This window comes from Gilliamella sp. GillExp13, from assembly GCF_001690815.1.
In the GTDB taxonomy this organism is placed as follows: Bacteria; Pseudomonadota; Gammaproteobacteria; order Enterobacterales; family Orbaceae; genus Gilliamella; species Gilliamella bombi.
Window position 1 is genome coordinate 1 of record NZ_LZHJ01000149.1, and the last position, 14082, is coordinate 14082.

The 14082-nt window shown below is 30.9% G+C and carries 13 protein-coding genes; 11 read left to right on the forward strand and 2 right to left on the reverse strand.

Features of this window, described 5'->3' with window-relative positions; all coding sequences use genetic code 11:
• Positions 1–169 (reverse strand): helix-turn-helix domain-containing protein (locus tag A9G37_RS13685; RefSeq protein ID WP_141671180.1); only part of this gene is annotated, 169 nt, incomplete at its 3' end.
• 282 nt (positions 170–451) lie between these two features.
• Positions 452–2053, reverse strand: coding sequence for a phosphoethanolamine transferase (locus A9G37_RS10245; RefSeq protein WP_141671181.1), 1602 nt, complete (start codon positions 2051–2053; stop codon positions 452–454).
• Between the two features lie 309 nt (positions 2054–2362).
• On the opposite strand from A9G37_RS10245, the gene A9G37_RS10250 reads away from it, so the two are divergent.
• The 11 genes from A9G37_RS10250 (at position 2363) to A9G37_RS10300 (ending at position 14067) form a co-directional block, all read left to right on the forward strand.
• Positions 2363–2596: a Flp family type IVb pilin gene (locus A9G37_RS10250; RefSeq protein ID WP_065575443.1), complete on the forward strand. Its 234-nt coding sequence runs from the start codon at positions 2363–2365 to the stop codon at positions 2594–2596.
• A gap of 107 nt (positions 2597–2703) precedes the next feature.
• A complete protein-coding gene (locus tag A9G37_RS10255; RefSeq protein WP_065575444.1) occupies positions 2704–4011 on the forward strand; it encodes a CpaF family protein in 1308 nt (435 codons plus the stop codon).
• Positions 4008–4934 carry a type II secretion system F family protein gene (locus tag A9G37_RS10260; RefSeq protein WP_065575445.1) on the forward strand — a complete coding sequence of 309 codons (927 nt, stop codon included), beginning with the start codon at positions 4008–4010 and terminating at the stop codon, positions 4932–4934. The genes A9G37_RS10255 and A9G37_RS10260 overlap by 4 nt, the downstream gene beginning before the upstream one ends.
• A 3-nt stretch (positions 4935–4937) precedes the next feature.
• Positions 4938–5816, forward strand: coding sequence for a type II secretion system F family protein (locus A9G37_RS10265; RefSeq protein WP_081297733.1), 879 nt, complete (start codon positions 4938–4940; stop codon positions 5814–5816).
• 13 nt (positions 5817–5829) lie between these two features.
• The gene (locus A9G37_RS10270) at positions 5830–7242 is read left to right on the forward strand and encodes a tetratricopeptide repeat protein (RefSeq protein WP_065575447.1); all 1413 of its coding nucleotides are present in this window, start codon (positions 5830–5832) and stop codon (positions 7240–7242) included.
• A gap of 47 nt (positions 7243–7289) precedes the next feature.
• On the forward strand, positions 7290–8153 hold the full coding sequence (locus A9G37_RS10275; RefSeq protein ID WP_065575448.1) for a hypothetical protein: 864 nt from the start codon (positions 7290–7292) through the stop codon (positions 8151–8153).
• Between the two features lie 2 nt (positions 8154–8155).
• On the forward strand, positions 8156–9589 hold the full coding sequence (locus tag A9G37_RS10280; protein ID WP_065575449.1) for a type II and III secretion system protein family protein: 1434 nt from the start codon (positions 8156–8158) through the stop codon (positions 9587–9589).
• A gap of 18 nt (positions 9590–9607) precedes the next feature.
• Positions 9608–10771 (forward strand): hypothetical protein, encoded by a 1164-nt coding sequence (locus A9G37_RS10285; RefSeq protein WP_065575450.1) that lies wholly within the window; start codon positions 9608–9610, stop codon positions 10769–10771.
• A 30-nt stretch (positions 10772–10801) separates the two neighbouring features.
• Positions 10802–11266 (forward strand): TadE/TadG family type IV pilus assembly protein, encoded by a 465-nt coding sequence (locus A9G37_RS10290; protein WP_065575451.1) that lies wholly within the window; start codon positions 10802–10804, stop codon positions 11264–11266.
• Positions 11267–11298: 32 nt separating this feature from the next.
• On the forward strand, positions 11299–12069 hold the full coding sequence (tadF, locus tag A9G37_RS10295; protein WP_065575452.1) for a tight adherence pilus pseudopilin TadF: 771 nt from the start codon (positions 11299–11301) through the stop codon (positions 12067–12069).
• 135 nt (positions 12070–12204) lie between these two features.
• A complete protein-coding gene (locus A9G37_RS10300; RefSeq protein ID WP_176701903.1) occupies positions 12205–14067 on the forward strand; it encodes a hypothetical protein in 1863 nt (620 codons plus the stop codon).
• Positions 14068–14082: the final 15 nt, after the last annotated feature.

Here is a 14082-nt window from a genome sequence, read left to right on the forward strand (position 1 = left end):
CCTCATGTGCTCGATAGGTTTGATTAGGTTTTGAGTTTCTTTTTATCTCTCGACTTATTGTCGAAGGATGTCTATTGAGTAGCTGGGCTATCTCTTTTTTATTCTTTCCTGCTTGTAATAATACGAAAATCTGGTATCTTTCCTTCCTAGAAAGGTGATTATAATGCATAGCAATCTCCAAACTGTGGTGGTGCGAAGGTGCTAGTATAAATCACCTTTCTACTTTCTTCACTCCACCGTGTTTAAAATTGCACTTCATGTTTGAATCCAGGTTGTTAATTTTTGGCAAAACTATATCATATACAATGTCTTTTTATTTTCTTTTTATTGAAAGATCGATAACCTCTAGTATGTAATAACAAAAAGGAGCTATACTTTTACGTACATTTAATATTTTGTATAAAATTTATAGCCGATTTCTATCAATTCCTCAACGTGTAGTAAGCACAAATTAATGCTTGTTAAGTACTTCTAAAAAAGGCATGACACTACTGTTTGGCATAAAAACTCGATCATTATTTTTTTCTTTGTCAAGGATAGCCGGATCAATCTCATAGCCTAAAAGATTAGATAGAATATATTTATTCATAAGTCCACTTAAATAACCATCTGGTCCCCGAAATGATTCAATAAATTGGCAATTATATTGTTGATTGGTTGATATAAACATAAAAGGGATTAGAAATTGGTCAACGTTGTCACCTATACCATGCCCAACATTCACAATTTCGCCATGATCCGAAGTGTAAATAATGGTATAGTTGTTACTATATTTATTGATAACATCATATAATGCTTTGATTGTACGGTCGGTATGATGAATAGTTAAATCATATTCTTCGACATCAGGTAAAGCCAACTTATCAACTTCATCATAACCTTTGCTATAGGGTTGATGGCTACCGCGCAAATGCACAAAAATAAATTTTTTTGGAAAATTATCTTTTTGTAGGGTGTCTTCTAATAATTGACTTACATTAATATCCAAAAGATCTTCACTAAAAGTGATAACATCGCTTTTACGCGCAATAAAACCAAATTTGCTATTAAATGTACCTTGAATTGATTGAGCAGCCGATGCTAACCAATAGGTTTTGTAATGGTTGAACCTAGCCATTTCAATAATCGATTTATTATCGAACAAATTATCATTGCTTTCGGGCACATTGAATGAAAGTGTCATTGGTATAGAATCCCGGGTTAAAGCGGCTGCTGAGTGGCTATTTGGGATAATACATCCGCCATTTTGACTAAAAATATTGGTCATAAAAGGGGTAGTTTGCTGATGATGACCATAAGCGCTATAGCGGGAAACTAAAGAAGATTCGCCCATAATAAATACGATTAAGTCATTATCATACTTATTAGGAGGTAAAATCACAGCTTGATTAAATTTCTCAATTTCATTGGTATTTGAATAGATATCTGTTGATGCATAACTAGCCAAAAGATAGGATAAATCGCCAAGCACAGCAGGGAATATTGTTCGAATTACACTAACACTACTTTTAAGATGACCATTTTTAATGTCAGACTTTAGTGATGACTTAGTTACTAGGAATAAAAGAACAACGGATAGTATAAGTATATACAAAGATAGGGGGACAAAAATCCTAAATTTAACGAAAATTAATTTTTTAAGAACAAATAAAATAAGAAAGGTTGTAATAAACGCAGGACCTATTATGAGCAAGGCCTGTTTAGTCATTGACATCACTTCGTGAGAATTAGTCTCAATAATAGAATCAAGTACTCCTTCTGATATTATTTCCCCATAAAAAATGCAAAAACTGATTTCAGATAAAAAAAGAAATAAAAATAAAGAGCCAAAGGCAACAATGGGTTTATGACGACTACTAATGCTTGCATGTACTAACACAATAAAGCATAGAGTTGTTATTGTAATTAGATAAAAAAAAGGATTTTCAAAACAAAATCCATCCCGCTGTGCACCAGACTTAGTAAGGTAAATAAAAGCAAAAATAGCACTAATGAAAGTATAGATTAACAGTAAAATTAAACGGGAACTTCTTTCAATTCCATATGATTTCATAGTATATCTTAGTTATCTTATCGTTATTTTGTAAAAATTATAATAATCAATTATATTTTTTCAATTAAATTTTATTAAATAGAGGGCATTATTGTATTTTTAAAAATACATGTTTTTGAAAAAAAAGAAGTAATATTATCTTGTTGATGGTCAATATTTACACGATAACCATGATGTAAATTATAAAAATACAATTTTCGATTGATAGCTAGTTATTTTAATTTTATTAGTGTAGAATATGTACACTTCTTGATAAGGAAGTATAAATTTTTAGTAATAATTTTAAAAAATATTTGAAAGGAGAAAATAATGATGTATTTATCAGCAATTCGTTCTCAAGCAAGAAATTTCTTAGGTAAATTTGTTAAAAATGAGCAAGGCGTAACAGCAATTGAATATGCAATTGTTGCAGCAGGTGTTGCTACTGTTGTATTCGTTGTCTTTAAAGGTGATGGTCCAGTAGCGTCAATGTTAAGTGAAGTTTTTAGTACTTTAAAAACTAAAGTAACTACTACAATCAATGCGGTATCTACTGCTGGTTAATTTAGTTTGAAGATAATGTATTATTATCTTTGTTAAGTCAAAGTTACTAGCACGAGTTAAAGTGCTAGTAACTTTTTTGTAATGTAAAAAATAATATAATAAATGTTATGGCTAATGCACAATCTAAATTTTCTGAAGAATGGGGTAGAGTTCGTGATTTAGTTTTTCAAGTACTTGATCTTGATTTAATTGAGCAATTAAAAAACGAACCCAATCGAGTTTTGCGTGAAATTCAAACAATAATCAGAGATATTGTTAATTCTGGTAATGCTTATATTACTGCCGATGAATCTGGTGTATTGGCAGGTATGATTTGCGATGAAATTATTGGTTATGGTCCAATTGACTCATTAATGAAAGATGAAACGGTTAATGATATTTTAGTCAACGGTCCTTATAGTATTTATGTTGAACGGGGCGGGGTCCTTGCCAAAACGGATAAGTTTTTTATAAACGAACGTCAACTACTTGATATCGCAAGACGTTTAGTCAATAAAGTCGGTAAAAATATTGATGAGGCACATCCTTTAGTCGATTCACGGATGCCCGATGGTAGCCGACTTAATGTTGTTATTCCTCCAGTTGCCATTGATGGAACGTCGATGTCAATTCGTAAATTTGGTACTGGCCGTCGAACATTTCATGACTTGATCAACTATGGTTCACTAAATGAGGACATGGCTAATTTTTTAGTTATCGCTGCTCGATGTCGAATGAATATTATTGTTTCAGGTGGAACAGGTTCTGGTAAAACAACAATGCTTAATGCACTGTCTGGATTTATTGGTGAACATGAGCGAACTATTACACTTGAAGATGCCGCTGAATTAAAGTTGCAGCAAGATCATGTGCTTAGAATGGAAACCAAATCAGGTGGTGAGGATGGTCGTGGAAGAGTAACTATGCAAAATCTCTTAGTTAATGCATTGCGTATGCGACCAGATCGAATTATTTTAGGGGAGTGCCGTGGTGAAGAAGCTTTTGAAATGCTTCAAGCTATGAATACGGGGCACAATGGTTCAATGTCGACATTACACGCCAATACTGCTAAAGATGCTTTATCTCGATTAGAAAGTATGATCATTATGGCTCAACCTGAATTACCTATTGTTGCAATTAGACATTATATTGCTTCTTCCGTTAACTATATTATTCAGGCTTCACGCCTTCCAGATGGACAACGTAAAGTAATGAGTATTACTGAAGTTATGGGATTAGAATCCGATAATATTGTTACTCATGACGTTTTTAAGTTTAAAATTCATGACGAAAGAGATGGAAATGGTAAGATTCAAGGTGAATTTGTCTGTAATGGATTAGTTAGGCGATCTGCACTTTATGATAGTGCTCAATATTATGAAATGTCAGATGTGTTAGAAAAACTAATGTTAAATGCAGTAGGTTTAAAAACATGATTTTACTTCTTTCGCTTGTACTTATTTTTGTTGCCGTTATAAATATTTTTGCATTGCATCGCCGTAGTGGGCGATTACAAGTATTTTATAATGTCGAAACTAAAAATACTTCGTTATCAAGTTTGGTCGAAAGACAATTATCTCAAAAAAAGCAATCCTTTTGGGAACGCATCAGCTTTGATATTAAAATGATGATTAGATCTGATTACAATTTTCTTGTAATGGGGCAATCAAAAAGTCGGTTGTTTGTTTATATTTTTGCAGGTACAGTTGCGGGTATCATATTGAATGAAAAGTATATTAACTATAATAGCTATTTTGCTACTTTAGCTAGTATTATTATCACAATTGTTATAATTATTTTTATAAAAAAAAGAAAGTTAAAAAAAGAGTTTTACGATACATTTCCTGAAGCATTAAACACCATTACAGGTGTTGTGTCATCTGGTGGCGCAATAACAACAAGTTTTAAAACGTGTGGAAATTCTATTGGTGGAATTGTTGGTGAAGTAATGAAGGATGTGGATAGCCGAATTGAAATTGGTGAAAATATTGAGGATGTGTTGATAAGATCTTATTTAAGGCTTCCATTTCCAGAATATTATTTTTTTATTCTGACAGTAATGGTTAATCTAGATAGTGGTGGAGAATTAAAAGAAGTTCTTAGTCGGTTAACAAAAATGTTAATAAACAATCGAATTTTAACTAAAACTAGAGACGGTAAAACGGCTGAATTAAGAATGACTATGAAAATACTAGGCGGTATGCCTTTTGCTTTTGTATTTATTCTTAAATTTGCTTCACCAGCAAATTATGAACAATTGGTTGGCACAACAGTTGGTCATTATGTTTTATATTATATATTTGGTAGTGTTGCTATTGGGCTTTTCATTATAAAAGGAATGGTTAGTAAGGTCATTTAAATTATGATGAATTTATTAAATATATTAATTCCCATTATTTTAATTTTTATAAGTAGTAGAGAATTAGTCTGCTTATATTTGTTGCATCAAAGAAAAGAAAAACTTAATTTGTTATTAAATAATGAAAATGAAGAAAAGAGAGCACCTAAAAAGCATATTAACCAAAGAAACCTTGCTTTTGAGAGACTCGCTGCAAAAAATAGTATAAGCTTAACTTTTTTGCGCCGTTTTCAAGAACAAAATAGTTGGAAGATTTACGCTATTATTATCGGATTTTCATTTTTTTATCTTGTGAATCAAGTATTTTCTTTTATTGAACTTAGTTCAAATATATTACTAATGGTGTTATTCCTTATTATTATTATAGTCATTATTCTGCCTGATAGATTAGTAAAAAAACAGACAGAAAAAAGAATTAAAAGAATTTCACAAGATTTACCATTGATCATTGATATGATGGCAATTATGGTGAAATCAGGCATGACAGTCGAAAATGGTTTTAGATATTTAAGTACAAAAGTAAAACCAATTAATGGGGATGTGGCAACTATTTTAGAAAGAGCTTGTTTAATGATGGATGTTAATGGTATCGAGCTCGCTATTGATTTAATTTTGAAAGAAGTACCGTGTAAAGAAGTCAGAATGTTTTGTATTACTTTAAAAAGGAGTATTAGTTATGGTAATTCGATTTATGACGCTTTATTAGAATTATCAGCTGAAATCAGAGAAGTACAAAAATTAACAATAGAAGAAAGAATTGCTGCTATTGCAGCTAAAATGACAATGCCGATGATGGTATTCTTTTTAGTTCCTGTTCTTGTTGTTGTTGTTGCGCCAGTTATTATGAATATTATATCGACATTAGGTGAGATGAATAATTAGGGATCTAGAGATAATGAATGATTTTTTAAAATGCTGTAAACCAAAAATGTTAATAAACCCAAAATTTATTGTGTTATGTTCAATATTGTTTGTTGCTAGTGGATGTCAAAATAGTACCTTAAGATACGATTTAAATGAGCAACAAAAAATTTTCATTCATGAAACCACAAAAAATTATGGCGGTTTAATTGAGCTTTATAAACAACGTTTACAAAAATCTGATACTGAAGATACAAGATATAAACTTGCTCAAGTCTATTACTTATCTAATGATTATGAAGCGGCAAAAAGGACATTAACTCCTGTTTTGAATAAGAGCAAAAATGATAATCTTTTTGTTTTGTATGGTCATGTTGAATCAAAAATGAGGAATAATGATACTGCATTAGAATATTTAGACAAAGCAATCACGATTAATCCTAAAAATGGTGAAGCATATAATGTAAAAGGTATTGTTTTGTTGAAAAAGAAACAATATGATGCTGCACGATATTCATTCAATCTAGCTAGAGAAAACTTTTATGATGAGAACAAAGTCACAAATAATCTAGCTATGCTATCAATTTTGAATCAAGATTATAATGAGGCTTATAAGCACTTAAATATTTTATATACAAAAGGGTATCGTGACCAAACCATTCTTCATAACTTGCTTTACACGTTGGTTAAATTAAATAAAATTCAATTAGCTAAGTCATTTTGTTTAGGGCATAGGTTATCTAATGAGCCAGAAATATTAATTCAAGAACTAAAACAGATCGAGCCAATTAAAGCAATTAAATTTAATGAAATTGTGCCAGCGCAAAGTGATAATCAAAAGCAGTATACAATTGAAAAAACGGCATCACAAAAGGTTAATAAAACGGACAAAAAAGTTATTAAGTCTGAAAAAGTAACTAATTCACAAACAACTGATAAGTCGGAAATTAGTACTAAATTATCGAGTGTGGCTAAATTAGATTCAGAAACTGAATCCAAAACAGCTTCTCAAGCTACCGCAACTAATTCAACAGTTGTTAATAAAACAGATTCTAAACAAAATAATCAGATCAATCAGGCGACGACTCAATCGACTATTTTAGCTGTTCGATCTGGTGAACATCGAAAATTTAGTAGAATAACTTTTGAAACAGTTAGTCCATTAAATAAAAATCAATATGTAATTGAAAAAATTTCACCAACAGAGTTCAAATTATCGTTATATGACGTAACCCTTCCTAGCAAAGGAATAAATTATATCATTAACCAAATTTCTCGTAGTGACCGTGATTTTGCTAATGTTACAGGAACTTTAACTGCCGAAAAAACATTAGTTTTACAAATAAAAACAAAACAGGACTCAATAGTGAAGGATTTCGATGCAGGCCCTAATTCTAACGGTAAAGCTCATTGCTTTGCATTCGATTTTTATTTAGAGAATAAATAAGTGCAAAAAAAATAATAACAATAGATATAAAATTTTAGGGAGTTTGCATGAAACAAAAAAAAATAATTATTCTATATATATTAATGTTAGTTGTGGGACTGGCATTACTATTTACTAAATCATCGCCTGAGCCTGTTGCAGAGCCTATAGTTCAGCAACCAGTTCAAGTTAAAGAAGAACCTAAAAAAGAAGAACCTAAAACAGAAATCATAACCGTAGCAGCTGCTAAACGTAGTATTAGTAAAAGTAAAATTTTGACTAAGGATGACTATTATTTTAAATCGATAGAAGTCAAAATTGGGTCTAATGACAAATCCAAATATATAGGCGATGCAACAGAAATCGATGCTTATGTTGCTAAAAATAATATTGCAAAAGATGCATTTATAGAAAGAAGTTTTATTGCTGCACCTAATTCAGAGGAATACTTAATGTCAGCGATAAAAGAAGGAAATTATGTGTTTCCATTCAAATTGGATCAAATTGATTCATACTTGGTAAAAAATCTAAAGAGTGGCGATCTTGTTGATCTTTATATATTTTACAGTGATGATGAAATAGCTAAGTCTAATACTAATAGATTAGTTTCACCTAGTGATGATTTTGTTAAAAATCGCATAAAACCAATTATTGTTGGTAAAAAGATTCTCTATATTGATCTAGGAGATACAATAGATCAAAAATTTCAGAGAAGAGAGGTAGGGCAAGTTCAATTAGAACTTTCAAATCAAGAAATTAAATTATTAAGAACACTAATGACTAATTCCACAGTTATGATGTATCCAAGTACTTATAAACAAAATGTTGATGATGGATTACGTTTGTTAAGTGATAAAGAAAAGAAATGGCCATTAACTGATAAAGCTATTTTCTCAAAGAAAAAACAGATTAATTTGCTAAAAGGGAATTAAGAATGCTAATAAAAGTTAAACCAATTATGAACAAAATCAAACTGCTAGCTTGTTTATTATCAATTAGCTTCTCTCCGTTGGTTTTTGCTAATACTCACAATTTACAGATAGGGCAAAGTAAAACAATTGTTTTACCTGAGAATGTAGGTACAGTTTTTATTAGCCAAGACAGCGTGGCAAATTATGAAGTTGTTGATGGTAAATCGCTAATTATATATGGTAAACAAAATGGTAGAACTAGTTTACTTGTTTATGATGATGCAAATAATATTATCATTAATGACACCATTAATGTCGATCCACTTTTATCTCAGATTACACATAGACTAGCGCAAAACTTTCCAAATAGTAGCGTAACAATAGATCGTTACGATAACGGTGACCCAAGTGGTAGATTTGTTTATGTACTAAATGGTACTGCCCCCGATACTACAACAAAAGGAAAAATCATGGCGCTTGTAGGTACACTTGTTGGACAAAATGCAGAGCGAATACGGAATAAAGTAACGGGTGAAGATTTTGTCAACCAAGAACTTACATTTCAAGATTACTATGTATATAACAATATTATCGATAATATTAGGGTAATTGAAGAGTATCAAGTTAATGTCAGATTGACTTTTGTTGAAGTTAGCAAAACTTTTACTGATTCATTGGGTATTGAGTGGCAAAGTTTAACATTAGATAGTATGGCCAAAGGTCAAGATTTTAAGATGAACAATATTGGTGAGTTTACTCTATTAGGTCTAAAAAAAGGATTTAATATTCATAACATTACTACAATGATTCGTGCTATAAAAAATGATCGTTTAGCTAAAATTTTAGCACAACCTAATTTATCTGTATTATCTGGCGAAAGTGCAGCGTTTCTTGTTGGTGGTGAGATTCCCATTGTGACTAAAGGTAAAGATGGTGATTCTGAAGTTACCTATAAAGAGTATGGTATTAAATTAAATATCAGTACTAAAGTAAACAATGACAAACGTATCAGATTATTTATTAATAACGAAGTGAGTTCGGTTGCAGGTTCATATGCTTTTAATAACTATAATATACCGACTTTACAAACTCGAAAAACAAGTTCTACCATTGATTTATCTGATGGTGACAGCTTTGTTATTGCTGGATTAATTAGTGAACAGGACTCAGAAACATTATCTCGTATTCCTTTTGTTAGTGAGATTCCTATTTTAGGAGCATTGGCTCGTAGTACTACAACAGGTCGTGAAAAGACTGAAATGGTCGTATTTGCAACAGTTAATTTAGTTACACCTAATAATAGTTTTGATGGTGTAGAATTACCAATTTTAGAGCGAACAGATGCAGTAAATAGTTTCTTTAATATCAAGAATAATATGAATAAACAACGACGAAACACAGTACCAATATCTAATGAAAGTGAAAAGTTTATTAACGATATGGGTTTTATTGAATAAACAATTAGTGAGATTCTTATGCAATTATTTGGTAATAAAAAAGATAAAGATATATCAAAAGAACCATCACAAGAATTTGTAGTTGGACGCATTTCTGGTTTTCAGATCGCTATTTTAAGCAAAAGAGCTGAATTGATTGAAAATATTCGTTCGGTGCTTTTCCTTTATAATGTGTTAGCCATGGAGATCTTCTCATTAGAATTATCTGAATTAAAAGAAGACCCACGTTGGAATAAATATGATGCTATTATTTTAGATATTAAAGATGAAGGTGATGCCGAGCTATTATCAGAAAATATCAATCGTTTTTTTCCAATTCAAGCATCAACAATACTTGTTGGTAGCTATGATTCAATCCAGTTTTCTGAATTTTTATTAAAAAAAGGAATTCATTTTTTATTAGAAAATACACAATTAGAGAAAATTCCTGATATCTTACACTCAAGGAGTATTACTCCACCAGGTTCAAGCCAAAGAGTAGGTAGCGTTATTACATTTTTAGGTTGTAAAGGTGGAATTGGCACTTCATCATTAGCAGTTCATACACTAAAAAAAATTAGCTCATTAACAAATTATCCGCTTCTTTATATCCAAGGTGCAACTACAAGTCCTAATGCAGACTTTTTATTTGAAACACCAATTCCTCAAGATGGTTCAATTGTTGATATTGAAATGTCTTTACGAGTAAAAGTTGAACTTGCTGATAAGGCTTGGAAATATGATGATCTAAATTCAGGTCAATTCAATATTACTGTTATTGATCAAAATATGGGATTGCAATCTTCGTTTAAGCATTTTGATGAAATCATAAAGCTTTCAAACATTGTGTTTATTGTAATAAATAGAGATCCCTTTTCAATCAAAGTTGCTAAGAGAGTTTTGGAAGAAATTGCACGTATTAGTACACAAAATACGGATTTATTAAATAAACGTTTTTTGGTTTGTTTAAATGAAAACCTTCCTTATGATAAAAAAAATGCTTTGCAAAATGAGGATATTGAAGAATTCTTAGGTAGAAATATCGATTTTATACGTAAATTTATTCCTAGATTAGATAAATTTAAAAAAGCACATACTAGCAGTGAAATAAATGAAATGGCTGCGGCTATTATTGGTAATAAAAAAGTCAAAAAAAATAAACAAAAGATGTCTTTTTCAATATTAAAGAAAAAGAAAGATTAATCGTTCATATAATAGAGTAGAGCAAAAATTATGTTTAAATATTGGAAATTATTCTTCGGTCAAAAAAATGCAAGTGTTTCGATAGAGTTTGCAATTGTTTTTCCTTATTTAATTGTTCTATTTTTATTTGTACTAGAATTTAGTCGAATTATGATTATTGGTTCGGCTTTAGATCTGGTGACTACAGAAATAACTAGAAAAACGGCGATTTCTCAAAATGCAAACTATAATCAACAGTTACAGGAATTGATTAATTCTGAAGTGCCTTTATGGCCTTATATAGCAGATCCACAAAAATTTGAAATAACTGTGAAATATTGTAAAAAAATTGATGAGGCAATTAATAATAATTGCCTAAATACTCCAGTTAGCGATGCTCCAATACTATTATTTGAATTGAAGTATGACTACAATGCTATATTCTCCAAGCTGTTTGGTCGTATACTTGACAGTTCTCTGGAAAAGAAGACTATTGTTTACCGTGAGTTTTATTAAAATAATTGATAATTAAAGGAATGAAATAGCAAATGAGATATTCTGATAATTTTTTTCGTAATAAAGACGGTATAATTTCAATAGAGTTTGCAGCATGTTTTTGTTTGTTTTCACTTTTAGTATTTATTATCTATGATACTTACAGCAGTATCATGTTACAAAATAGATTAGAGCGGGCAAATTATACTGTAGCTTCTATTTTTCGTGAAAGATCAGCAATTTATCCAGTTATAAAAGGCTCGACAGTTCAAGAGGTGGCTGCATTATGTGCTGATTCTAACACCTGTTTTAATTCTCATGAGTTATTTGATGGTACTCAAGTGGAAGAACTCAGTCGACTAGCAAGTTCATTACTAAATGGACGTAATGTTACTTTAAAAGTTGATAGTTTATTTATTTTTCAAGATGTTGCTAACCCTAAAAGCTTGGCTCATGCGCAACTTGTTAATCTAAGCGTTGGATCTTGCTCCTCAGGTGTATGTAATGATGGGGGTGTTGGGGACTATTTTAATTCATTACCCAGTATGACTGATAATTCAAATAACTCACTTACTGACTATTCCAAACTTGTTCCGTATGTTGAACGCGTTGTTGATCCGACAACAGGATTAGCAGGACGTTGGATTCCTTTATATCGAGTTAGTATGTGTATAGTTAACGAAGAAAGCCTTTATTTAAAATGGTTTAGTTCAAGCAGAAAAGCTACTGATACTTTACCAAATTTATGTAGCAATATTGTAGTGTTATCACGTTGTAATGATATTTCAAGCTCTAATGGAAATTGTCCAATTTATTATCGGTAACTAACACACTTTTGAGAATATTATATGAGCCATAATAGACATAAACAAATTGATCATAAGAAATCTTTTTTTAAGTGTTCTTCAGGGAGTGCTGCTATAAGTTTTGCCCTGATGTTTCCTGCAATGCTAACTTGTATGTTAATTTCAATAAATCATACTCAAACAATGCGTGACCGTGCAAGGATCTCTGAAGCGACTAACGAAGCTTCATTGGCGATTATTGCATTAAACAATGAAAATGCTGATAAAACAGCAATTGAACAAAATCGTAAGATGGCATTGAACTATATTAATTATTTTGTTTCTCAAAAAATTAGTGATGATTTAGTAGAAGATGCCGATGCCTCTATTAATATAGAGTATAATAAAAACACAAAGGTATATAGTATTGCCTATAAACAGAAAGTTGATTTGTTAACGAGTAGTAAAGACAAAGGAAAAGTTGGTGAATTAAATCAATCCATGATCGTTAGCAATAAAACTGAAAGTTATGGTAATACAAAGAAATTTAATAGATATGACGCATATGATATTGCTTTTATTACTGATTTTTCAGGTTCAGCAACATGCCAATATAGCGATCCAAATTGTAATGACTACTCTCCTCAAAATAGAAATAGTGATCAACAACGCCTTCAATATATGAAAAAAGCAATAGCTGATATTATTAAGAAATTTCAAAAGTACCCAGATATTAAATTTGCATTAGTTCCTTATGATATTGGTGTTCCTGTTCAGCAAAACACTAAAAATCTAGCTGGTGGTGATAGTTATGGTTGTTCAGTTATGTACAAATTGAAAAGCCCCTATGATAAAGTTGATTATAACTTTTGGGCAAATAAAAACATTGCATATGCTAGATGGAGTAATTTAAAAGATAACGGAGAAATGAGAGAGAGTTATTTAGATTATGACTATTTAGGTAAATATGCTAACACGGTTACTTATTATTTAGATTATTTTAATTATCGTTATTATTCAAAAATAATTGGACCAGCGAAAGAATTAGATAATGATAGTGCCTTAGAGCGCAGTGGATTGTGTCGTAATAGGCATCAAGCTGAAGTACTTAATATGGGAAAAGCAAGGTATGCTTGTGGTGAAAATAATCCTGATTATCCATTGCGTGATGAAAATAAGAAAACTATTGAAAGGCAATATGGTAAGGTTGTTCAACTATATGATTACATGTTTTCGGGAAAATATTCTGATGTGCATTATTCATTTGCTAACACTAAAACAGTTGATGTACAAGGTACAATTGATACATTGTTCAGTGGCATAACCAGTAATACAATAACATTTAATCGACTTATTTCGCCTACTGTTAGTGATTTTTCGCCATTTTTTGGAATGTGCCAATCACCTTTATATAGTAATAACATAATGAGCGAAAAAGTGATCAATTTGTCAACTAACAATCGAAGGTTTTTAGAAGCATCAAAGCATATTGAAAAATTTAAGGCGTCTCCTCATTTAGTTCCTTTTAGTGAAAATAAAAATCATAATTTGGATTTACTAAATGATATTCAGAATGAAAATTGGCAACCTGGCGGAGGAACAGACACTATAACTGCCTTGTTAAGAACAGTCCCAGTAATAGCAAATGGTTCTGCCAATAATAAAATGATGATTATTATTACAGACGGTAAAGACGATGCTGGAGCAGATATTCTCAGAGATGATTTTTTGGAAAAAGGTGTTTGCCAAGCAATAACAACTGGATTAACTTCAGCAACTAATAAAAATAACGGCTATATTAAAAAAGTAGCTAATACGGCGACGATCCATTATATAAAACTTGATCCTAATGCAACCAATCTAACAACCGATGAACAATATAAACAAGTATACGGAAAATGGTTTACTAACTGTATGAATGGCAATAGAGAATATTTACACGAGGTTCAAGATTATCAGAGTTTATTTGATACTATGGTAAAAATTATTCAGACAGAGACAGGTAATTTTGTTAATAAAGATGAATCTAATCAATAATGAAATAGAGGTTAC